Genomic DNA, 21,717 nt, shown 5'->3' with positions numbered 1-21,717 from the left:
TATGGCAGACGCGCACGCAAAACCACAACACGACTACCATCTCGTCAACCCGAGCCCGTGGCCCTTCCTGGGCTCTATCGGCGCGCTGGTCACCGCCGTTGGCGGCGTCGCCCTGATGCAGTATCTCAAGAATGGCGATTTCCCGGTCTTCGGCCACAACATCGCCAATCCATGGCTGTTCTTCATCGGCCTGGTCATCGTCCTCTACACCATGTTCGCCTGGTGGTCGGACACGATCAAGGAAGCGCATGAAGGGCATCACACGCGTGTCGTGTCGCTGCATCTGCGCTACGGCATGATCATGTTCATCGCTTCGGAAGTGATGTTCTTCGTCGCCTGGTTCTGGGCTTATTTCGATGCCAGCCTGTTTCCGGGCGAGGTGCAGCAATATGCCCGCACCGCCTTTACCGGCGGCGTCTGGCCGCCGAAGGGTCTCGAGGTCCTCGATCCCTTCCATCTGCCGCTTTACAACACCATCATCCTGCTTTTGTCGGGCACGACGGTGACCTGGGCGCACCACTCGCTGATCCATGGCGACCGCAAAGGCCTGATCAACGGCCTGGTGCTGACCGTCGGCCTCGGCATGCTGTTCACCATGGTGCAGGCTTACGAGTACATTCACGCGCCGTTCGGCTTCAAGGATTCCATCTATGGCGCCACCTTCTTCATGGCGACCGGCTTCCACGGCTTCCATGTGATCATCGGCACCATCTTCCTGCTGGTCTGCCTGATCCGCGCCATGAAGGGTGACTTCACGCCGAAGCAGCATTTCGGCTTCGAGGCGGCTGCCTGGTACTGGCACTTCGTCGACGTGGTCTGGCTGTTCCTGTTCAGCGCGATCTATGTCTGGGGATCGGCCGGCGCGCTGATCGAAGGCCACTGACGGCTTTCATCGGGGAGTTAACCCCAAGGAATCAGAGAGGCGGCCGCGGCAATGCGGCCGCCTTTCTTCTTTTTGCGCCCATCATGGTCTACTGCTTCGGTTGGCTGGGCTGGCTGCTTCAATTGGTCGACTGGACCGATGGCTGCATTGGGGGTACCGACTCCGACATGGATGAAATCTGGGCTATGGTGCCGGATGGAACGCCGATCGAAATTGAGCCGTAGAACATGAGCGAAGACACTATCCGTGAGTGAAGATAGGGCGATCTGGCCACCCATCGAGCCGATTTCGGCCGGCCTGCACGGCCGGTGTCCGCGTTGCGGCGAAGGGCGGCTGTTCTCCGGCTTCCTGACCGTCGGCAAGCGCTGCATGAATTGCGGCCTCGACTATTCCTATGCCGATGCCGGCGATGGCCCGGCCGTGTTCGTCATCCTGATCATCGGCTTCATCATCGTCGGGTTGGCGCTGTGGGTGGAGGTGACGCTGAGCCCGCCGCTCTGGCTGCATTTCATCATCTGGATACCGCTGGCGGTGGCGCTGTGTCTGACGGCGCTGAGGCTGATCAAAGGCGTGCTGCTGACGCTACAATACACCAACAAGGCTGCTGAAGGCCGGCTGGACCACGAGCAATGAGCGAGGCGCTGGCCAAAACCACCGGCCGTTCGCGGCCGAAGACGGCGTTGCTGCTCGGCCTCGGCCTGGTGCTGTTCGTCATCCTGCTGGGGCTAGGCACCTGGCAGGTGCAGCGCCTGCACTGGAAGGAAGGCCTGCTGGCGACCATCGACCAGCGCACCCACTCGGCGCCACGGCCACTGGCGGACGTCGAGAAGGAATTCGCCGCCACCGGCGATGTCGACTACACGCCGGTCACCGTCAGCGGGAGGTTCCTGCATTCCGGAGAGCGGCACTTCTACGCCACCTGGGACGGTGACGCCGGCTTCAATGTCTACACGCCGCTGGCGCTCGACGATGGCCGCTTCGTGCTGATCAACCGCGGCTTCGTGCCCTACGATCTCAAGGACGCCGCCAAACGCCCGCAAGGGCAGGTGACGGGCAAGGTGACGGTCACCGGCTTGGCGCGCAATCCGCTGCCGGCAAAGCCGTCGATGATGCTGCCCGACAATGATGTGGCCAAGAACATCTTCTACTGGAAGGACCGCGACGTCATGGCGGCAAGTGCGGGCATGCCCGCGGGTGCCGTGCTGGTGCCGATCTTCATCGACGCCGACAAGACGCCGAACCCCGGTGGGCTGCCGGTCGGCGGCATCACCATCATCGATCTGCCGAACTCGCATTTGCAATATGCGTTCACCTGGTATGGCCTTGCCGCCGCCCTTGCCGCGGTTCTGATCATCAGGTTGCGCCGCCCGGCAAAGCCTGAATGATGCCAGCCGCCCTTGACAGGGCAGGGGTGCACACCTCATTTCGCCTCACGATACGATCAACCGATCCGGAATCATGCTGCAGACCGCCACAAAACCTCCTCTGACGATCCGGCTCTGCCAGCCGCGCGGCTTTTGCGCCGGCGTCGACCGCGCCATCCAGATCGTCGTGCTGGCGCTGAAGAAATATGGCGCGCCGGTCTATGTCCGCCACGAGATCGTGCATAACCGCTATGTCGTCGAAGGCCTGCAAAGCCTGGGCGCGGTGTTCATCGAGGAACTGTCGGAGATCCCGCCCGAGCATCGCAAGTCGCCTGTAGTGTTTTCGGCCCATGGCGTGCCGAAATCGGTGCCGGCCGACGCCCAGGCGCGCGAACTCTTCTATCTCGACGCCACCTGTCCGCTGGTGTCGAAGGTGCACAAGCAGGCGATGCGCCACCAGCGGCTCGGCCGCCATGTGCTTCTGATCGGCCATGCCGGCCATCCCGAGGTGATCGGCACGATGGGCCAGTTGGCGGAAGGCGCCGTGACGCTGATCGAGACCGAAGCCGACGCCGCTACCTTTGCGCCGGTCAACCCTGAGGCGCTCGGCTTCGTCACCCAGACGACGCTGTCGGTCGAAGACACCGCCGGCATCATCCGGGCGCTGCAGGAGCGCTTCCCTCAATTGCATGCGCCGGCCGCCGAATCGATTTGCTACGCCACCACCAACCGCCAGGAAGCGGTCAAGGACACCGCTGCCGGCGCCGATCTCTATCTGATTGTCGGCGCGCCGAATTCTTCCAATTCGCGCCGACTTGTCGAAGTGGCGGAGCGCGCCGGCGCCACCATGTCGCTTCTCGTACAGCGCGCTTCCGAAATTCCGTGGAATGACATCACTGACATTTCGACGCTCGGCCTGTCGGCCGGCGCGTCGGCGCCGGAGATCATCGTCGACGAGATCATCGACGCTTTCCGCCAGCGCTTCGAGGTGACCATCGATCTTGCGATCACCGCGACCGAAACGGAGGATTTTCCAGTCATGCGGGTTCTGCGCGATGTCGAACTGACGCGGGCCGACATGGCCTTCGTCAACGGAGCCGCGTGAACAGCCCATGGCGGTCTACACCGATGTCAACGAGGGCGAACTCGGCGCGTTCCTCAGGGCTTATCCGGTCGGCGACCTCTTGTCCTACAAGGGGATTGCCGAGGGCACCGAGAATTCGAATTTTCTGCTGCACACATCGAGCGGCTCCTACATCCTCACGCTCTACGAAAAGCGCGTCGACAAGGCCGACCTGCCGTTCTTCCTCGGTCTGATGGGGCATCTCGCCCGCAAAGGGATTTCCTGCCCGCTGCCGGTAACCGCGCATGACGGCACTGTCATCGGCACGCTGGCCGGCCGCCCGGCGGTCATCATCACCTTCCTCGAAGGCCTGTCGCTGCGGCGGCCGACAGCGGCGCATTGCGGCGAAGTCGGCAAAGCGCTGGCCGCCCTGCATCTCGCCGGCCAGGATTTTGCGATGACCCGCGACAACGCGCTGGGCATCGACGGCTGGCGCAAGCTCTGGAACGCCTCACGCGAGCGCGCCGATGAGGTCGAGCCGGGACTGGCCGCCGAGGTCGACGCCGATTTCACCGATCTCGAACGCCATTGGCCGCAGGGCCTGCCGGCGGGCATCATCCATGCCGACCTGTTCCCGGACAATGTCTTCTTCCTCGGCGAAAAACTGTCGGGCCTGATCGACTTCTATTTCGCCTGCAACGACCTCTACGCCTATGACGTCGCCACCTGCCTCAACGCCTGGTGTTTCGAGAAGGATTTCTCCTTCAATCTGACCAAGGGCACGGCGCTGCTGGCCGGCTATCAGAGCGTGCGGCCCTTGAGTGACGGTGAGAAGGCGGCGCTGCCGATGCTGGCGCGCGGCTCGGCGCTGCGCTTCATGCTGACCCGGCTCTATGACTGGCTGACCGTTCCCGATGGCGGGCTGGTCATGAAGCGCGATCCGACCGAATATATCCGCCGCATGCGCTTCCACCGCGCCATCAGCTCCCCTTCGGAATATGGACTGACATGACCAAGCAGGTTGAAATCTTCACCGACGGCGCCTGCTCGGGCAATCCCGGTCCCGGCGGCTGGGGCGCCATCCTGCGCTTCAACGGCAAGACCAAGGAATTGTCGGGCGGCGAGGCTGAGACCACCAACAACCGCATGGAACTGCTGGCCGCCATTTCGGCGCTGAATGCGCTGAAGGAGCCGTGCGCCGTCGAGCTTCACACCGACAGCAAATATGTCATGGACGGCATCTCGAAGTGGATCCATGGCTGGAAGAAGAACGGCTGGAAGACCGCCGACAAGAAGCCGGTCAAGAACGGTGAGCTCTGGCAGGCGCTGGACGAGGCCAACCGGCGTCACAAGGTGACCTGGAACTGGGTCAAGGGCCATGCCGGCCACACCGAGAACGAACGCGCCGACGAACTCGCAAGGGAAGGCATGGCGCCGTTCAAGAAGGGCTCGGCCGCATCTGCAACCCCGAAGCCTGCAGCCGCGCTGAAGCCGGCCGCGCCGGCCAAGCAGCCGGCAACCCCGAGAGCGCGGCGCTCGACCCAGAGCTATTGAGTTTAGGCTTCCCGGCAGGAAACCTCACCCGTGCCGATTGCATACTACATCACCCATCCCCAGGTTCAGATCGACGCCAACGTTCCCGTGCCGGAATGGGGACTGTCCGAGATCGGACGGGCGAGGGCGTTGGCCATGCTCGAGAAGCCATGGGTCGGCTCGATCCGGCGTGTCGTCTCGTCGGCGGAGCGCAAGGCGATAGAAACCGCTGAGATACTGGCCAGGCAGCTTGGCCTCACGGTCGAGGTGCGCGAACGCATGCATGAGAACGACCGCTCGGCAACCGGCTTCCTGCCACCGCCGGAGTTTGAGGCAGTCGCCGACCGGTTCTTCGCCAATCCGCACAAAAGCATTCGCGGTTGGGAGCGCGCCATCGATGCCCAGCAGCGCATTGTGAGCGAGGTCGAGGCTGTACTAGACGCCGCCGTTGGCGGCGATATTGCTTTCGTCGGCCATGGTGGCGTCGGAACGCTGCTGCTGCTTTCACTCAGCAATCGCGAGATCAGCCGCGAGGCGGATCAGCCGGCCGGCGGCGGCAACTATTTCGCCTATGACATCGGCGCGCGCAGCATCCTCCACGGATGGCGACCGATCGACGGCCGCTGATGCGGCCAGAAGCGGCAGTCCGCAGTGCAGCAATCGGATTGTTGGAGAGGAGCAAAAGGAGTATTATTTACTACCTTAGAGCAAGAGTAAGATCCTATGGCAAACGTGGAAAAGATAAGCGTGGCCGTGACGCCGCAACAGGCGGCGACCATGCGCGAGGCAGTGGAAGCGGGTGAATACGCCACCACGAGTGAGATCGTGCGCGAGGCGATGCGTGATTGGCTCACCAAGCGCGAGCTTCGACAAGAGGACGTGCGCCGGCTGCGTCAGCTATGGGATGAAGGCAAGGCAAGCGGGAAGCCGGAGCCTGTAGACTTTGACGCGCTGAGAAAGGAAGCTCGGCAGCGGCTGGTGAAAGCCTCGTCGAATGGCCGCTAGGGTAGTCTGGTCGCCAGCGGCCAGAGCTGACCTGATTGACATCTATCTGACAATAGGCGGCGAAAGCCTTCGAGCAGCCGACCGCTATTACGACCGGCTGGAGTCGCGGGCCATGCAATTGGCCGATCAGCCACGCATGGGCGTGAGGCGACCCGACATCCGTCCCTCAACCCGAATGCTGGTCGAGGCGCCGTTCCTGCTGCTTTACGAAACGATCCCGGACACAGACGACGGCTTAGTCGAGTGCGTCGAGATAGTACGCGTCGTGGACGGGCGAAGAGACTTGCGCCATCTGTTCTGACCAGAAGCCAGCAATTCTAGGCTTTGCGTTAAAGTCGATTTCATCCCTGGGTAATAGAACGGCGCAATCGACCTTGGCGATGAGGCGCGGCGATGTTCGGACGCAGGACTTTCGGCAAGCAGCAGCGCAGCTTTGCCGATCTCAAGAAAATGATGCGTCCGACGCCGGATGCCGATGGCGTGAGGCGCGTTTTCTCGAAGGAACTCTGGGACGATCCGAAGATCGGCGCCTTCCTGCGCGAGGCCGGCTTCGCGTCGGACGATCAGCGCAACATCATGCGCACGGCGGACGACTACATCGCTCTTTTCGCCGCGGCCAGGTACCGGCTTCAGGTGCGCACCGAGACCTTCAACAGCGAGATGGCAGCGCGCCATGGCTATTGCCGCGCCATGCCCTTTCTGGTCATCGACCAGCCGATCTGGGACGGTGAGCATGGCGCGTTCCTCTATGCCCAGATGGATCTCATCGGCTTCGACGATTGGAACGTCGTCATGCTGGCGGCGGATGCGCGGACCACGCAATCCTGCGGCCTGCCGGCGCATCCCGGCTCGGTGCCGGCGCTCACCCATGCGATGACCGGGCACGTGATCCGATGGAAGGCGCGCCATGAATCCGTGCTGGAGGAATTCGGCGTCACCGCCACCGGCGGGCGCAGCATCACGCGGGAACAATTCGAGGCGGAGAAAGATGCGCTGCGTCAGGAAATCATCGACACTGTCGCCGCGATGAAGCCACGCACCGTCAGCGAATAGGGTTAGCGGATCAGCAGGGCCGTGCCGTAGAGGCCGAGCGCGAACACCGTGTGCGAAATCACGTTGAAGGCGCGGATCTGCATCGGATTGGGGCGCTTTGAAGCCGCCCAGCCGGCGCCCATGCCGGGCGCCAGCAGGAACCAGCCGGCACCAATAGTGACCATGCCGAGAATGAAGGCCGGCAGGAAGGTCGGTGCGTCCAGCCACGCCTTGCCCACCAGCGCCACCAGGATGATGCCGTAGACGATGCCGGTGAAATAGTGGAACGCCCAGCCCAGCGCCGTCTCATGCGCGTAGGGCGCGGCGTGGGCGATGTCGTCATGGAAAACCTTGCCGTCCCGGAGATGCCAGACCCAGCGGCCGGGCGGCCCCCAGTTCGGCCGTGGCTGACTGAGCGCCAGATGCAGGAACAGCGCCCACAGGTCTATCAGCACCGTGGCGCCGATGCCGATCGCAACACTGCGCCAGATGATGTCAAACATCGTCGAGGTCCCCCAAAAGCAGACCATCGCGCCAGGCAGGCGCGATCGCCAGGTTATGGCAATCCGGGATTACAGCTGGCTCAGAATGTGAGCCGCACCCGACGTGTCGACACCGGGCTTGGTCTCGACATTGAGCGCGGTTACCTTGCCATTGTCGACGATCATCGAAAAGCGTCTCGCTCGCAGCCCCATATCGTTGCTTACGAAATCGAGGCCGACCGACTTGGCGAAGTCGCCAGTCCCATCGGCCAGATAAAGGATCTTGCCTTCACCACCGGTGAAATTGGCCCAGGCGCCCATCACATGGACGTCGTTGACCGAGACGACGGCGATGGTGTCGACGCCGCGCGCCAGGATGGCGTCGTGGTTCTCGAGATAGCCCGGCAGATGGTTGTTGCTGCAGGTCGGCGTGAAGGCGCCGGGAACGCCGAACAGCACCACCTTCTTGCCCGCAAAAATCTCGGCCGAGGTGATCACCTTGGCGCCGTCGGCGGTCATTTCCTTGAAGGTCGCATCGGGCAGTTTGTCGCCAACGGCAATGGTCATGATGGTCCTCGTGTGAAAGCAGGGAAGGTTTCTTGCGATAGCGAAATCAGGCATCTCCCGCAACCGCCGACAAGGCCTGGATCAAGGGAAAGCCTGGATCGGGGCTTGTATCAGGGGAACGGCAGAACGCCCTCGACCGCGCCTTCCGCACTTGTCAGGGTGTAATACAACCCGCCATCGGTCGGTGTCGCCGACGGTCGGTCGAGGATCGGTATGGTAAACACCAGCCGGCCGTCCTTTTCGCTGCGCGCAGGCGCCCCGAACATGTAGTCGCGCTCGCCGGCGACGAAGAAATCCGCCGCCTCCGGATCGCCGGGAAAAGTCGCCTCGACAACCAGCGTCTCGTGGTCGCCGGGCAGGATCTTGATGCCGAAATCGGCTTTGGCAGGGGCGGGCAAGGTGGCAAGGGCCGCCTTCACCAGAGCCGCATCCTCGGCATTGTCGGGATCGGCGGCGGGATCGACGCTCAACCGCGTCTGCACCGGAATGCAGATCGTCTCGCAAATGCCGAGAAAAATGTCGGCATCGATGACGGCCGCATCCCCAGGCGATGACAGGGTGAATGTCACCGGCAGCGAAACCGGATGGTTGTAGCCGGCCCATTTGCCGTAGCCGTCGTCATGGCGCTGCGGCGGCGGGAAGGAAAACGCCGCATCGGTGATGTTGGTGCTGGCCGAGACATCGATCTGCGGTGGCACGCCGGCATCGCCCGGGTCGCGCCAATAGGTCTTCCAGCCGGGCTTGAGCGCAATGTCGAGCACGCCATGGATGCGGCCGGCGCCGTCGGCCTTGCCTGATGTCACCAGCCGCACCTTGCCGCCTTCGCTGTTGTACCAGTCCGAAGAGGAAGCCGCGGCGGGAAGGGCTGCTCCGCATCCGATGGCGACGCCGAGCAGCAGGATTTTCAAGCTTTGCATGGCGGTGATTTGATCGTCAGTTCATGGCCGCGCAATGTTTTCATGGCGCTCTGCGTATCATATTTGCGTGACTTTTGGGCGAGGGACAGTCGAGTTCAAGCATTCCGTCGGGGGAACATGGTAGTCAGGAATCCGTTGTTCCAGCTATTGGGCTTTGGGCGAATCGCGCGCGGCGCACCTTTTCGGCGCTCAGGAAACGCGTTACGCTCCGCTCCATGGACTTGTTGCGCCACAAAAAGACGGCCGGCGGACGCGGCTTTCTCGACGACCAGTTCCTGATTGCCATGCCCGGCATGAAGGACGACCGCTTCACGCGCTCGGTCATCTATATCTGCGCGCACAGCGACGAAGGCGCCATGGGCCTGATCATCAACCAGACGCAGCAAATGCTGTTTCCCGACCTCCTGGTGCAGCTCGGCATCATGAACGAGCAGGAGGCGATCCGGCTGCCGGCGCAGGCGCGCGACTTCGTCGTGCGCAATGGCGGCCCGGTCGACCGCAGCCGCGGCTTCGTGCTGCACTCGGGCGACTACCGGGTGGAATCCTCGCTCACAGTCTCCGACGACATCTGCCTCACCGCCACCGTCGACATCTTGCGCGCCATCTCGTCCGGTCGCGGCCCGCGGCGCGCGCTGATGGCTCTCGGCTATTCCGGCTGGGGCGCCGGCCAGCTGGAAACCGAGATCGCCGAGAATGGCTGGCTGACCTGCCCAGCCACGCCGGAGCTTCTGTTCGACGCCGACATCGAACGCAAATACGACCGCATCCTCGCCTCGATCGGCATCGACCTGGCGCATTTGAGCCTGGCGGCCGGGCACGCCTGACCTGGCAGCCACCCAGAGGCCAAACGGCCTCTAAGCCTGCGTCATCGGGTACTGCTCTTTCAGCGCCTTCAACACCTGGTCGCCGGGCATCGGCGCGCCGAACATGAAGCTCTGGACGTATTCGCAGCCCATCTGGCGCAGTTCCAGCGCATCGCTTTCGTCGGAAATGCCCTCGGCCACCACTGACAGGCCGAGCTCGTGCGCCATATTGACCATGGATTTGAGCAGCACAGCGCGTTTCGGCGTCGCGTCATCGACAAAACTCTTGTCGATCTTGATGGTGTCGAAGGGGAAGCGCGTCAGATAGGCGAGCGACGAATAGCCAGTGCCGAAATCGTCGAGCGACAGGCCGATGCCGAGCTGCTTCAGCTTGGTCAGCACATGCGAGGTCTGCTCGGGATTGTCCATCACCAGCGATTCGGTGAGTTCGAGCCGGAAGCAGCGCGGCTTGAGATTGGCGCGCGCGATGACCGAGCGGACATCGCTGACCAAGTCGCGGCGGATCAATTGGCGGCTGGACAGATTGACCGACACCGACAGCGGCGTGTCGCCGATCTGCTTTTGCCAGCCGGCGAGGTCTTCGGCCGCCTGCTGCATGGCAAACAGGCCAAGCTGCACGATCAGGCCACAGCTCTCGGCGACCGGAATGAAATCACCGGGCGGGATCATGCCGCGGCGCGGGTGGTCCCACCTGAGCAGCGCTTCGAAGCCGGCAATGCTGCCGTCCTCGAGCCGCACGATCGGCTGGTAGGCAAGGGTGAATTCGCGCCGCTCGATGGCGCGGCGCAGATCGGATTCGAACTGCAGACGGTCTGTGCCGACGGTGCGGAAGGCCGGCCGGAACGGCTCGATCCTGTCGCCGCCGAAGCGCTTGGCCTGGTGCATGGCAAGCTCGGCGTCCTTGACCATGTCCTCGGCCGAAGTCTGCGCCGAAGTCCAGGTGATCAGGCCGATCGAGGCAGTCAGCACGATCTCGCGCTTGGCGAAGGTGATCGGATTGTTGATCGCGTGCTTGATGGCGTCCGCCACCGCCGCGATGCGGGACGGGTCCTGTTCGGACAGCAGCATCAGCGCGAACTGGTCGCCGGCAAAGCGCGACAGCGAATCCTTCGGCTTCAGCAGCCGGTGCAGCCGGCGCGCTATGGTGAGCAGGATGGTGTCGCCGGCCGAGATGCCAAGCCCGTCATTGACCTGTTTGAACCGGTCGATGTCGATGACGAAGACGGTCGGCCGCACCTTCTCTTCGGTGCGCGCGATCGAGATGATGGCTTCAAGCCGGTTCATCAGAAGTTCGCGGTTGGGCAGGCCGGTCAGATTGTCGTGAACGGCGTCGTGCAGCAGCCTTTCCTCGGACTTTTTCTGCTCGGTGACGTCGACCATGGTGCCGACGCAGCGAATCACTTCGCCGTCCGAGCCGATCACCGGCCGCGCTCTCAGCAAGAACCAGTGGTAGTGGCCGTCGGCCCCGCGCAGGCGGAAATTCTGCGACACCCGGCCACGCCGGTGTTCCAGCACCACGTCGAGCGTGGTGCGGAACGTGTCGCGGTCGTCGGCATGCAGCACCGGCAGCCAGTTGCGGGCCGCACCCCCCAGGCTATTGGGCGCAAGGCCAAGCTGGATGCTGACATCGGGCTTGGTGACGACGCGGTCGCGCAGCACGTCCCAGTCCCACACCGTGTCGCCGGAGCCGGCCACCGCCAGCGCCTGGCGCTCGAGGTCGGAGAACAGGCCCTGATGCAGCGCGCCGCCGGCAAAGGCGTGCTGCATGACGGTGAAGCCGATCAAAAGGATGATCAGGATCAGCCCGCCGCCCAATGCCGGCTGGGCGATGTCGTTGTCGAGCATGCCGGTGATCGCCATCCACGATCCGCATAGCCAGAGCAGCACCATCACCCAACTCGGCACCAGCATGATCGCACGATCGTAACCACGAATACCGAGCAGGATGATCAGGCCAAGCCCGGTCAGTGCCGTGGCGGCGAAGGACAGCCTGGCAATGCCGGCGGCGACGGCCGGATCGACGATGGCGACACCGGCGATCAGCAACAGGCCGAGGATCCAGACCACCGCGCCATAGCTGAAATGGCCGTGCCATCGGTTAAGGTTGAGATAGGCGAACAGGAACACCACAAAGGTCGCTGCAAGCGCCACCTCCGTTCCCGCCCGCCACATCTGCTCATTGCCGGGCGATATCTCTATGATCTTGTTTAAAAAGCCGAAATCAACGCAGATATAGGCAAGTACCGCCCAGGCTAAGGCAGCTGTCGCCGGGAACATCGAGGTTCCCTTGACGACGAACAGGATGGTCAGGAACAACGCCAAAAGGCCGGCAATGCCGATGACGATGCCGCGAAACAGCGTATAGGAATTGACCGAGTCCTTGTAGGCTTCCGGCTCCCAGAGATAGACCTGCGGCAGCTTGGGCGAGGCGAGTTCGGCGATGAAGGTGATCACCGTTCCCGGGTTCAGCGTCACCCGGAACACGTCGGCGTCGGAGCTTGACTGGCGGTCGAGCGCGAAGCCCTCGCTGGGTGTGATCGCGGCGATGCGGGTGGCGCCGAGATCGGGCCAGAAGATGCCCGAATTCACCAGCCGGAAATGCGGCGCCACGATCAGGCGGTCGAGCTGCTGGTCGGTGGTGTTGGCGAGCGCAAACACCGCCCAGTCACCGCTTGAGCGCGCGTCATTGGCCTCGACCTCGATGCGCCGCACGATGCCGTCGGGGCCGGGCGCGGTCGACACCTGGAAGTTTTCGCCCTGATTGACGTAGATCTCGACGGCGCGCGACAGGTCGAGCGCGATATCGTCGCGGGCAATCTTGATCGGTTCGACAGCGAAGGCCGGGAGCGCCGCGCAGAGCGTGACGACAGCCGCCAGAACAAAGGCAAACAGCGACCCGTTTCGCAGGAAATTCGTCAAAATCAGTCCTTCGTTCCAGCGCCCGGCGGATCGTCCGCGATCCGGGCGTAGAGGTAATGGTCCTGCCAGATGCCGTTGATCCTGAGGTAGGATCGCAAAAGTCCTTCGCGCCGGAATCCGGCTTTTTCAAGCACGCGGATCGACCGGGCATTGTCGGGAATACAGGCAGCTTCGATCCGGTGCAACCTCAGCGTATCGAAGGCAAAGCGGCAGACCACCTTGACCGCGTCGGTCATCAGGCCGCGGCCGCCAAACCGCTCGCCGATCCAGTAGCCGACATGGCCGCTCTGCGAGACGCCGTGGCGGATGTTGCCCAGCGTAATGCCGCCGGCGAGCTTGCCGCTGGCCTTCTCGAAGATGAAGAAGGCGATGGCGGTGCCCTGCGCATAATCTTCGCGGTAGCGGCCGATGCGCAGCCGCCAGGCCGTGCGGTCGAGCTCATCGGGCGTCCAGCGCGGCTCCCACGGTTCGAGGAAGCCGCGGCTTTCGCCGCGCAGCGCCGACCATTCGCGATAGTCGTTGGTGTAGGGCACGCGCAACGTGACCCGGTCGCCCTTCAGTGCCGGCAGGTCTCGGCGAAAGAAAGGGAGCGCAAACACGGGGCGTGCCTTGAGGGGACTTAGACGGCGAGCTTGCGGGCCGTGGTGTGCGTGCCCGCAAGCGAATCGAGGATCGCCTCATAGGGCGCGAGCGTACCCACGGGGCCGACGGCGGTCAGCGTCGGCTTGGTCGAAAACAGCCGTGACGACAGGTCGGTCAGCCGCTCGACGGTCAGTGCCGACAGTCGTTCCATCAACTCCTCCTTGGCGATCGGCCGGCCGAACAAAAGCAGCTGCCTGGCGATCTGCGAGGCGCGGCTGGCCGGGCTTTCCGCAGACATGATCAGTCCGGCGCGGTATTGCGCGCGCGCCCGGTCGAGTTCTTCCTGCAGGATGTTTTCGCCGGCCTTCTGCAGTTCGTCGATGATGACGGGCACCAGTTCGGCAATGTCGCTCTGTCCGGTCGCGGCATGCACGCCGAAAACGCCGGTGTCGGAAAAGCCCCAGTGGAAGGCATAGACCGAATAGCACAGGCCGCGCTTTTCGCGCACCTCCTGGAACAGCCGGGACGACATGCCGCCGCCGAGGATCATCGACAGCACCTGCGAGGCGTAGAAGTCGCGCACATGATAGGCGCGGCCTTCGAAGCCGAGCACGATCTGCGCGTCCATCAGGTCGCGATCCTCCCGGAAATCGCCGCCAACATACTGCGCATATTGCGGCATCGTGCTGTCGGCCTTGCTGCGGAAGCTGCCGAGCTGCTTTTCCACCTCGCGCACGAAATTGTCATGCTTGATGTCGCCGGCCGCAACGACCACCATCCGCTCGGCGCCATATTGGCGCTCGATGAAATCGTGCAGCTGTTTGGAGGTGAAGGATTTGACGGTTTCCGGCGTGCCGAGGATCGAGCGGCCGATCGTCTGATGGCGGAACGCCGTCTCGGTGAAACGGTCGAAGACGATGTCGTCGGGCGTGTCGTGCGCGGCGCCGATCTCCTGCAGGATCACATGCTGCTCGCGCTCCAGCTCCTGCGGGTCGAACTCGGACTCCTGCAGGATGTCGGCAAGAATATCGACCGCCAGCGGCACGTCGTCGGACAGCACCCTGGCATAGTAGGATGTCGTCTCGACGCTGGTTGCGGCGTTGATCTCGCCGCCGACATCCTCGATTTCCGAGGCGATTTCGAAGGCACTACGCCTTTTCGTGCCCTTGAAGGCCATATGCTCGAGCAGATGGGCCATTCCGTGTTCTTCGTCACGCTCATTGCGAGCGCCCGACTTGACCCAGGCACCAAGGGCAACGGATTCGAGGCTTGGAAGGGTTTCGGTGGCGACTGTCAGGCCGTTCGACAGACGGCTTACCTCAACACCCATATGGCAAGTACTCCCTAACGCGCTGCCCTTGAGTGGCGGCTCACGTAATCTTCCACCATTTTCAGGTCGGATGGAAGTACCGTGTATTTTTCGTCGGCTGACATCAAGGACCCCAGCCATGCAGGCAGGGCCGGCGACACGGCGCAGGCGGCTTCGACAGCCGCCGGGAATTTGGCCGGATGGGCCGTGCCTAGAACCACCATCGGCACCGCGCCGTCAGCCTTGCCGGCGGCGACATGCACGGCCGCGGCGGTGTGCGGGTCGAGCAGGTAGTTGCTTGATTCCAGCGTCGAGCGGATGGTGGCGGCGACCTCATCCATATCAGCCCGGCCGGCATCGAATTCGGCCCGCATCCTGGCCATTTCAGCCGTTTCGATGGTGAAGGCGCCGGACTGTTTCAGTCCGGCCATATAGCGCCGCACCGTTTCGGCATTGCGGTCGGAGGCCTCGAACAACAGCCGCTCGAAATTCGACGACACCTGTATGTCCATCGATGGCGAGGTCGTCGCAAACACACCTTTGGTGCGGTATTCGCCGGTCGCGAAGGTGCGCGCCAATATGTCGTTGTCGTTGGTTGCGACGATCAGCCGCTCGATCGGCAGGCCCATCTTCTTGGCGGCGTAACCGGCGAAAATGTCGCCGAAGTTGCCTGTCGGCACGGTGAAGGAAACAGGCCTGTCTGGCGCGCCGAGCGAAAGCGCCGAGGAAAAATAATAGACGATCTGGGCCATGATGCGGGCCCAGTTGATCGAATTGACGCCCGACAGCGAGACACTATCGCGAAAGGCGTGGTCGTTGAACATGTCCTTCAGCAACCCTTGGCAATCGTCGAAATTGCCTTCGATGGCCAACGCCTGGACGTTGGCCGCCGTCGATGTCGTCATCTGCCGCTGCTGCACCGGCGAGACGCGGCCATGCGGGAACAAAACGAAGATATCGGTGCGGTCGCGGCCGGCAAAGGCGTCGATGGCTGCACCGCCGGTGTCGCCCGAGGTGGCGCCGACGATCGTGGCGCGCTGGCCGCGCTCAGCCAGCACATGGTCCATCAGCCGGGCAAGCAGCTGCATGGCGACGTCCTTGAAAGCCAGCGTCGGACCGTGGAAGAGCTCGAGGATGAAAGCGTTCGGACCGGTCTGCACCAGCGGGCAGACGGCCTGGTGGCGAAAGGTGGCATAGGCTTCGCGCACCAGGCGCTCAAAGACGGGGGCTGCGATCTCGCCGTCGAGGAACGGCGTCAGCACGCGGATGGCGAGGTCGGCATAGGGCAGGCCGCGCATGGCGCGAATCTCGGCTGCCGAAAATTGCGGCCACTCTCGCGGCACATAGAGCCCACCGTCGCGTGCCAGTCCGGCCAGCACCGCGTCGGAAAATCCCAGCGCGGGCGCTTCCCCGCGAGTACTCACATATTGCATGTCACAGACCCGTTGCCGCTTGGCGTTTCCGTTCACCACAGAGTGGTTAATTTCTGCGCTGGCTCAGTCGCATTTTTGCCGCGCCATTGCTATACGTCACCAGCTTTGCGAGAGGGAAGTGCAGTTTCATGGCGTTTTACAAGTTCGACCGTCGCGTTGTCGCGGGTCTGGCGCTCACCGGCTTTATGCTTGCCGCCGCCGGCTGCCAATCGAGCGACAATGGCATCCTCAACCTCGGATTGGGCAAGAAGACCGACCCGAATGCGCCGATACCGCCGCAGGATCCCAAGGTGCTCGCCAGCCAGTTGCAGGCCTATTGTCCGAAAGTGACTTTGCGTGACGGCACCGCCTATTTCAACACCTACGCCAAGGGCGCGTCGCAACCGAAAAAGAAAAAGGTCGACGCCGCGCAGGATGCCGAGGCCGCTGCCGCCGCGCAGACGGCGCCGGATGGCACCATCGTCGACCCGAACAAGGATCCGACCAAGATCATCTACCAGGCCTCGATCAGCGATGTGAGCCGCGATTGCAGCCGTGCCAACGGTCAGCTGACGATGAAGGTTGGCGTTGCCGGCAAGGTCGTGCCGGGACCGATGTTCACCCCCGGCACCATCACCATGCCTATCCGCATCGCCGTCATGCATGGCACCGACGTGCTTTATTCGCAGATCCACCCCTATCAGATCCAGGTCAGCGATCCCTCGACCGCCACCCAGTTCGTCTTCACCGATTCCAACGTCGTCGTGCCCGAGCCCTCTGCCAAGGACTACCAGGTATATGCCGGCTATGACGACACTGCGCCGGCGGCGGCGGACAAGAAGTCCGGCAAGAAGAAGCGAGCTCCCGCCACGAACTAAGCCGCACCTGGGCGTCGTCGCTGTTGCGGCGGTGGCTGTCAACTCTTTGAAAGATCAAACGATCTGACCATGACCCTGCAGGAATGCGTCTGCAGGTGGCTTGGCGTGTGCGCCTTGGAACCTGGTCCATTGCGCCGGCGCACTTGACTCATTCATATCTCGGCGGTTATACGTCAATCAATAGCTCGCAGGTTATTGATCCAGATGCCAGACGCCCACGACACTCTGTTCAGAACGCTTGCCGACCCGACCCGGCGGGCCATCTTCGAGCGCCTGTGCCGCCAGGGTGAGCAGACAGTGGGAGCGCTGACGGCGCAGTCCGGAGTCTCGCAGCCGGCGGTGTCGAAGCATCTGGGCGTCCTGAAGCAGGCCGGACTGGTGCTCGACCGCCACGCCGGAAGGCAGACCCATTACAGCGCGCAGCCCGGCGCGCTCGCTCCGTTGACCGACTGGACAGTTCAGATGACCGGGTTTTGGGAGAGCCGCTTCGACCATCTCGAGGATCTGCTGAAAAGGATGGACCAGTGAGCAAGCCGGAACTGCGCACCGTCGTCGTCGAACGCGAAATACCCTGGCCGGCGGAAAAGATCTGGCGCGCGTTGACGCAGCCGCATCTGATGGAGGAGTGGCTCATGAAGAACGATTTCAAGCCTGTCATCGGCCACAGTTTCAATCTTCGCGGCGACTGGGGCGGCGTGCTCGATTGCGAGGTGCTGGCCATCGAACCAAACAGGACGCTGTCCTACAGCTGGGATTTTGCGCATGAGGATGCGGCCTACAATCTGAAGAGCGTGGTGACGTTCACACTCACGCCCACGAGCACCGGGACCCATCTGCGCGTCGAGCAGTCCGGCTTCCGTCCCGATCAGAAACAGGCCTATGGCGGCGCCAGGGTCGGGTGGCAGCAGTTCCTCACCAAGCTGGAGCAGCTTCTGGCGAAGCCAGATTGAGGCCTGCCGGTACAAGTCGGCGCCATGCCCTGATTGCGGGCCCACCGAGCGCACAAAGGAGAAAATCATGAAGATCAAGCTGACCAGCGTCTACGTGGACAACCAGGACAACGCCCTGCGTTTTTACACCGACGTGCTGGGCTTTGCCGTGAAGGCCGATTTCAGCAATGGGCCTTTTCGCTGGCTGACCGTAACCTCACCCGATGAGCCCGAGGGAACCGAATTGCAACTCGCGCTCAACGACAATCCGGCCGCCAAAACCTACCAGCAGGCCATCTTCAAGCAGGGTCAGCCCGCGCTCATGCTGTTCACCGACGATATCAAGGGCGACTATGAGCGCATCAAGGGGCGCGGCGGTGCGTTCGCCATGGCGCCGACCGAAGTAACCGGCTCGACCATCGCCCAGCTCAACGACAGCTGCGGCAATCTCATCCAGATCACCCAGCTGGCACGCTGGTAAGCGCTCGTTTCAAGAGGAGGTGGCAATGAACTGGAACAAGTGGATAAGGCAAACCCACCGTTGGCTGTCGATCATCTTTACGGCGACCGTGGCAGCCAATTTCATCGCCATGGCATTCGGGCAGCCTCCGGCATGGGTGGTCTATTCGCCGCTACTGCCGCTCTTCCTGCTGCTGTTCAGCGGGCTCTATATGTTCGTGCTGCCCTATGTCGCCCGGCCGCACGGCGAGCAGCGCGCGCAAGGGTAGCGACGATGGCCAAGGCGCCCGGAAAATCGAAGGTCGCAAAGCCGGTCACGGCCAAGCCAACGTCCGGCCAGCCAGCGCTGCTTTCAGGCGGCAACCCGCAGATCGCCAAGGCCTATGGGGATGCCCCCGTGCAAGCCTATATCGCGGCCATGCCGGGCTGGAAAAGCGATGTCGGGCGCCGCCTCGACGCGCTCATCGTCGGCGCCGTTCCCAGCGTCTACAAGGCGGTGAAGTGGAACTCACCGTTCTATGGCATCGAGGGCGAGGGCTGGTTCCTCAGCCTGCATTGCTTCACCAGATACGTCAAAGTCGCCTTCTTCCGCGGCATGTTGCTGGATCCCATTCCTCCCGGCGGCTCCAGGCAGAAGGAAGTGCGCTATCTCGACATTCATGAAGGCGAAGAGATCGACGAGGCCAGGTTTGCCAGCTGGGTGAAGCAGGCCAGTAAATTGCCCGGCGAGAAGATGTGAACGGAGGAGACCATGAAGACCAGCGGTGCGTACAAGTCAGAGGCAGGACCCTCTGCCTCCGAGCGGATAGATGCCAGGATCCGCGAGCTGGATGACTGGCGCGGCAAAACACTCGCCAGCCTGCGCAAGACCATCCTCGATGCCGATCCTGAGATCATCGAGGAGTGGAAGTGGATGGGCAGCCCGGTATGGTCACGTGACGGCATGATCGCCGTCGGCAACGCCCACAAGGACAAGGTGAAGCTGACCTTTTCGCACGGCGCCAGCCTGCCGGACCCCGGCAAGCTGTTCAACAACGGCTTTGGCGGCAAGGTGTGGCGGGCGATCGACGTTTCCGAGTGCGACGAGATCGATGCGGATGCGCTGAAAGCGCTCGTCCGCGCCGCCATTGCCTATAACAGGGCAAAGAAGAAACCGGCGCGAGCCTAGTCCGCTAAGGCCAAGGACTGAGCTCTCAGGCGTCGGCCGACCACTCCGACAGCGCCGCAATCGTGCCGCCTAGCTCGGCCCAGCGGCGGATGACCGTTTCGGCGCCGGCCTCGGTCAGCGCGTCGGCTTGGCCGGGATAGCTGTGCGCGGCGCCGGTGAAACCGATCACGCGCATGCCCGCAGCCCTGGCGCCGGCGACGCCATGCACGGAATCCTCGATGACGAAGGTGTTTGCCGGATCGGCGTTGAGTTTCTCCGCTGCGACCAGGAACACGTCAGGCGCGGGCTTGGTCTTCTTGCTCGGTATCTCCAGGCCTGAAAAAATCCGACCGGCGAAGAACGGCAGCAGGCCCACCTTCTCCAGCATGAATTCGATCCGCTCCGAGCGTGAATTCGAGCAGACGCAGCGCGGCGCTGTTACCGCAGCCACAGCCTCGCGCGCACCGTCGATGGCGCGCACATCGCTGCGCAATTTGCGGTCGACCAGCTCTTCGGCGCGGTCGATCATCGATGCCTGGAACGGTATCGCCGACTTCGCCTCGACCCGCATCATGATGTCCTTGAAGGTCAGCCCGGCGTAGCTTTCCGCGATCTCCTCGGCCGATATTTCGAAGCCGGCCAGCGTCAGCAGCTCGGCCTCGACGCGGGCGGCGATGATTTCGGAATCGACGAGCACGCCGTCGCAATCGAAGATGACAAGATCTGGCTGGGGCATGGCAATCCGGAACGAGGGAGGGTGATGGAGGCCCGGCAGGGCTCAAGCGGCGCGACATACACCAACGGGCCGGGCTGCGCAAATTAACGACATCAGGGCTGCCGGGTCGGTTGCGTCCTTCACCGAATATTTACGCTGATCGGTAACCATAACGGGGAGTAAACAGTAACGCGTGCTTTGGGTGTAAAAATGTCTGCCGTGCGTCTTCTCGACGACCTTTCTCACGCTCCCCAGCAATCCGAGTGGCTGGACACCATCCTCAAGGGCGATTGCGTCGCCGCACTCGACCGGCTGCCGGAAAAATCCATCGACGTCATTTTCGCCGATCCGCCCTACAATCTGCAGCTCGACGGCGACCTGCACCGGCCCGACCAGTCCAAGGTCGATGCCGTCGACGACGATTGGGACCAGTTCGAGAGTTTCGAGGCCTATGACGCCTTCACCCGTGCCTGGCTGCTGGCGGCCCGCCGCGTGTTGAAGCCCAATGGCACCATCTGGGTCATCGGCTCCTATCACAACATTTTCCGCGTCGGCGCCAAGATGCAGGATCTCGGCTTCTGGATCCTCAACGATGTGGTCTGGCGCAAGACCAACCCGATGCCGAACTTCCGCGGCCGCCGCTTCCAGAATGCGCATGAGACCATGATCTGGGCTTCTCGCGACCAGAAGGGCAAGGGCTACACCTTCAACTACGAAGCCATGAAAGCCTCCAACGACGACATCCAGATGCGTTCCGACTGGCTGTTTCCGATCTGCACCGGCGGCGAGCGGCTGAAGAACGACAATGGCGACAAATTGCATCCGACGCAGAAGCCGGAAGCGCTGCTTGCCCGCATCATGATGGCCTCGACCAAGCCGGGCGACATCGTGCTCGACCCGTTCTTCGGTTCCGGCACCACCGGCGCCGTCGCCAAGCGCCTCGGTCGCCATTTCGTCGGCATCGAGCGCGAGCAGGCCTATATCGACGCCGCCAATGAGCGCATCGATGCTGTGCGGCCGCTGGAGGGCGCCGATCTCACCGTGCTCACCGGCAAGCGTGCCGAGCCGCGCGTCGCCTTTGTCAGCCTCCTCGACACCGGACTGATGCAGGCCGGCGCCACGCTTTATGACTCCAAGAAGCGCTGGGCCGCCAAGGTGCGCGCCGACGGCACGGTGGCGATCGGCGACAGCGCCGGCTCGATCCACAAGATCGGCGCCGAAGTGCAGGGGCTGGACGCCTGCAATGGCTGGACCTTCTGGCACTATGAGCGCTCTGGCGGCCTGACCCCGATCGACGAATTGCGCCGCATCGCCAGGCTCGGCATGGAGCGGGCAGGGGCCTGAGCCAGGCGCAAAAAGCCAAAGCCGTAATCGGCAATATACCACGCGTCAGCGCCGCCCCTCACCTGCCTGCCGGCATCCTCTCCCCGTATAGCGAGGGGGAGAGGGGCGCTGTCATCGGCGATTTCGCCAATTGCGACTGTTAGCAATGAAGGCGCCGGGGTTTCGGCTGCCCCTTTCTCCCCGTCACTATACGGGGAGAAATGTCCGGTGTCCGAACCGGATAGATGGGTAACAGAATGGACCGATTAGATGGGTGACAGTTTTCTCCCTCGCCGGGAGGACCGGCGATGGTTTGGCGAGAGACTGGCATCATGGATGAGCGGCTTCGGTTTGTGGTGGGGTGGCTGACCGGC

The 21,717-nt window shown here is 63.0% G+C and carries 27 protein-coding genes and 1 pseudogene; 20 read left to right on the top strand and 8 right to left on the bottom strand.

Annotated features, from left to right (window positions below; genetic code table 11):
- Window position 1: 1 nt before the first annotated feature.
- The 11 genes and pseudogenes from AC04SG_RS10935 to AC04SG_RS10885 all read left to right on the top strand — a co-directional run bounded on the left by AC04SG_RS10935 (window position 2) and on the right by AC04SG_RS10885 (window position 6,901).
- A complete protein-coding gene (locus AC04SG_RS10935; RefSeq protein ID WP_142866750.1) occupies window positions 2–883 on the top strand; it encodes a cytochrome c oxidase subunit 3 in 882 nt (293 codons plus the stop codon).
- A gap of 95 nt (window positions 884–978) precedes the next feature.
- Window positions 979–1,107, top strand: a pseudogene (locus AC04SG_RS10930) (L,D-transpeptidase family protein); the annotation flags it as partial.
- Between the two features lie 22 nt (window positions 1,108–1,129).
- A complete protein-coding gene (locus AC04SG_RS10925; RefSeq protein WP_112563894.1) occupies window positions 1,130–1,516 on the top strand; it encodes a DUF983 domain-containing protein in 387 nt (128 codons plus the stop codon).
- Window positions 1,513–2,268, top strand: coding sequence for an SURF1 family protein (locus AC04SG_RS10920; RefSeq protein WP_488551027.1), 756 nt, complete (start codon window positions 1,513–1,515; stop codon window positions 2,266–2,268). Before AC04SG_RS10925 ends, AC04SG_RS10920 begins: the two co-directional genes overlap by 4 nt.
- Window positions 2,269–2,341: 73 nt before the next feature.
- Window positions 2,342–3,352 carry a 4-hydroxy-3-methylbut-2-enyl diphosphate reductase gene (gene ispH, locus AC04SG_RS10915; protein WP_488551026.1) on the top strand — a complete coding sequence of 337 codons (1,011 nt, stop codon included), beginning with the start codon at window positions 2,342–2,344 and terminating at the stop codon, window positions 3,350–3,352.
- Between the two features lie 7 nt (window positions 3,353–3,359).
- Window positions 3,360–4,322 carry a homoserine kinase gene (locus tag AC04SG_RS10910; RefSeq protein WP_488551025.1) on the top strand — a complete coding sequence of 321 codons (963 nt, stop codon included), beginning with the start codon at window positions 3,360–3,362 and terminating at the stop codon, window positions 4,320–4,322.
- Window positions 4,319–4,864, top strand: a complete 546-nt coding sequence (rnhA, locus tag AC04SG_RS10905; RefSeq protein ID WP_112563900.1) for a ribonuclease HI — start codon at window positions 4,319–4,321, stop codon at window positions 4,862–4,864. Before AC04SG_RS10910 ends, rnhA begins: the two co-directional genes overlap by 4 nt.
- A 30-nt stretch (window positions 4,865–4,894) precedes the next feature.
- Window positions 4,895–5,470 carry a histidine phosphatase family protein gene (locus AC04SG_RS10900; RefSeq protein ID WP_488551024.1) on the top strand — a complete coding sequence of 192 codons (576 nt, stop codon included), beginning with the start codon at window positions 4,895–4,897 and terminating at the stop codon, window positions 5,468–5,470.
- A gap of 96 nt (window positions 5,471–5,566) precedes the next feature.
- Window positions 5,567–5,848 carry a ribbon-helix-helix domain-containing protein gene (locus tag AC04SG_RS10895; RefSeq protein WP_112563904.1) on the top strand — a complete coding sequence of 94 codons (282 nt, stop codon included), beginning with the start codon at window positions 5,567–5,569 and terminating at the stop codon, window positions 5,846–5,848.
- Complete coding sequence (locus AC04SG_RS10890) at window positions 5,838–6,149, top strand: type II toxin-antitoxin system RelE/ParE family toxin (protein WP_488551023.1); 312 nt, start codon at window positions 5,838–5,840, stop codon at window positions 6,147–6,149. The genes AC04SG_RS10895 and AC04SG_RS10890 overlap by 11 nt, the downstream gene beginning before the upstream one ends.
- A 92-nt stretch (window positions 6,150–6,241) precedes the next feature.
- Window positions 6,242–6,901, top strand: coding sequence for a hypothetical protein (locus tag AC04SG_RS10885; protein ID WP_488551022.1), 660 nt, complete (start codon window positions 6,242–6,244; stop codon window positions 6,899–6,901).
- Window positions 6,902–6,903: 2 nt separating this feature from the next.
- On the opposite strand, the gene AC04SG_RS10880 is transcribed toward AC04SG_RS10885, so the two are convergent.
- The 3 genes from AC04SG_RS10880 to AC04SG_RS10870 all read right to left on the bottom strand — a co-directional run bounded on the left by AC04SG_RS10880 (window position 6,904) and on the right by AC04SG_RS10870 (window position 8,846).
- Entirely contained in the window at window positions 6,904–7,383 is a 480-nt protein-coding gene (locus tag AC04SG_RS10880) for a DUF2938 domain-containing protein (protein WP_488551021.1), read from the bottom strand.
- A gap of 69 nt (window positions 7,384–7,452) precedes the next feature.
- The gene (locus tag AC04SG_RS10875; protein ID WP_112563912.1) at window positions 7,453–7,929 is read right to left on the bottom strand and encodes a peroxiredoxin; all 477 of its coding nucleotides are present in this window, start codon (window positions 7,927–7,929) and stop codon (window positions 7,453–7,455) included.
- 110 nt (window positions 7,930–8,039) lie between these two features.
- The gene (locus AC04SG_RS10870) at window positions 8,040–8,846 is read right to left on the bottom strand and encodes a protein-disulfide reductase DsbD domain-containing protein (RefSeq protein ID WP_488551020.1); all 807 of its coding nucleotides are present in this window, start codon (window positions 8,844–8,846) and stop codon (window positions 8,040–8,042) included.
- Window positions 8,847–9,061: 215 nt separating this feature from the next.
- Here AC04SG_RS10870 and AC04SG_RS10865 point away from each other — a divergent pair, with 215 nt between their 5' ends.
- A complete protein-coding gene (locus tag AC04SG_RS10865) occupies window positions 9,062–9,670 on the top strand; it encodes a YqgE/AlgH family protein (protein ID WP_023668405.1) in 609 nt (202 codons plus the stop codon).
- 30 nt (window positions 9,671–9,700) lie between these two features.
- Here AC04SG_RS10865 and AC04SG_RS10860 read toward each other — a convergent pair whose 3' ends face one another.
- The 4 genes from AC04SG_RS10860 to thrC are packed head-to-tail and all read right to left on the bottom strand — an operon-like array spanning window position 9,701 to window position 15,913.
- On the bottom strand, window positions 9,701–12,589 hold the full coding sequence (locus tag AC04SG_RS10860; protein WP_488551019.1) for an EAL domain-containing protein: 2,889 nt from the start codon (window positions 12,587–12,589) through the stop codon (window positions 9,701–9,703).
- 2 nt (window positions 12,590–12,591) lie between these two features.
- Window positions 12,592–13,188, bottom strand: a complete 597-nt coding sequence (locus AC04SG_RS10855) for a GNAT family N-acetyltransferase (RefSeq protein WP_192256360.1) — start codon at window positions 13,186–13,188, stop codon at window positions 12,592–12,594.
- A 20-nt stretch (window positions 13,189–13,208) separates the two neighbouring features.
- The gene (locus AC04SG_RS10850) at window positions 13,209–14,501 is read right to left on the bottom strand and encodes a M16 family metallopeptidase (protein WP_488551018.1); all 1,293 of its coding nucleotides are present in this window, start codon (window positions 14,499–14,501) and stop codon (window positions 13,209–13,211) included.
- 14 nt (window positions 14,502–14,515) lie between these two features.
- A complete protein-coding gene (gene thrC / locus AC04SG_RS10845; RefSeq protein WP_488551017.1) occupies window positions 14,516–15,913 on the bottom strand; it encodes a threonine synthase in 1,398 nt (465 codons plus the stop codon).
- Window positions 15,914–16,041: 128 nt separating this feature from the next.
- On the opposite strand from thrC, the gene AC04SG_RS10840 reads away from it, so the two are divergent.
- The 7 genes from AC04SG_RS10840 (at window position 16,042) to AC04SG_RS10810 (ending at window position 19,326) form a co-directional block, all read left to right on the top strand.
- Window positions 16,042–16,770 carry a hypothetical protein gene (locus AC04SG_RS10840; protein WP_488551016.1) on the top strand — a complete coding sequence of 243 codons (729 nt, stop codon included), beginning with the start codon at window positions 16,042–16,044 and terminating at the stop codon, window positions 16,768–16,770.
- A 204-nt stretch (window positions 16,771–16,974) separates the two neighbouring features.
- Window positions 16,975–17,298: an ArsR/SmtB family transcription factor gene (locus AC04SG_RS10835; protein WP_112563924.1), complete on the top strand. Its 324-nt coding sequence runs from the start codon at window positions 16,975–16,977 to the stop codon at window positions 17,296–17,298.
- Complete coding sequence (locus AC04SG_RS10830; RefSeq protein ID WP_488551015.1) at window positions 17,295–17,720, top strand: SRPBCC family protein; 426 nt, start codon at window positions 17,295–17,297, stop codon at window positions 17,718–17,720. The genes AC04SG_RS10835 and AC04SG_RS10830 overlap by 4 nt, the downstream gene beginning before the upstream one ends.
- Before the next feature lie 67 nt (window positions 17,721–17,787).
- On the top strand, window positions 17,788–18,180 hold the full coding sequence (locus tag AC04SG_RS10825; protein ID WP_112564249.1) for a VOC family protein: 393 nt from the start codon (window positions 17,788–17,790) through the stop codon (window positions 18,178–18,180).
- 25 nt (window positions 18,181–18,205) lie between these two features.
- Window positions 18,206–18,427, top strand: a complete 222-nt coding sequence (locus AC04SG_RS10820) for a hypothetical protein (RefSeq protein WP_488551014.1) — start codon at window positions 18,206–18,208, stop codon at window positions 18,425–18,427.
- 5 nt (window positions 18,428–18,432) lie between these two features.
- Window positions 18,433–18,897, top strand: a complete 465-nt coding sequence (locus tag AC04SG_RS10815; protein WP_488551013.1) for a DUF1801 domain-containing protein — start codon at window positions 18,433–18,435, stop codon at window positions 18,895–18,897.
- A 12-nt stretch (window positions 18,898–18,909) separates the two neighbouring features.
- The gene (locus AC04SG_RS10810; RefSeq protein WP_488551012.1) at window positions 18,910–19,326 is read left to right on the top strand and encodes a DUF1801 domain-containing protein; all 417 of its coding nucleotides are present in this window, start codon (window positions 18,910–18,912) and stop codon (window positions 19,324–19,326) included.
- A gap of 25 nt (window positions 19,327–19,351) precedes the next feature.
- Here the strand turns inward: AC04SG_RS10810 and AC04SG_RS10805 are convergent, their stop codons facing one another.
- A complete protein-coding gene (locus tag AC04SG_RS10805; RefSeq protein ID WP_352560033.1) occupies window positions 19,352–20,041 on the bottom strand; it encodes an HAD family hydrolase in 690 nt (229 codons plus the stop codon).
- A gap of 189 nt (window positions 20,042–20,230) precedes the next feature.
- On the opposite strand from AC04SG_RS10805, the gene AC04SG_RS10800 reads away from it, so the two are divergent.
- Window positions 20,231–21,364, top strand: coding sequence for a DNA methyltransferase (locus AC04SG_RS10800; RefSeq protein WP_488551011.1), 1,134 nt, complete (start codon window positions 20,231–20,233; stop codon window positions 21,362–21,364).
- Window positions 21,365–21,717: the final 353 nt, after the last annotated feature.

This window comes from Mesorhizobium sp. CNPSo 4684 (assembly GCF_057784315.1).
This window is presented reverse-complemented; position numbering and strand designations above follow the sequence as displayed.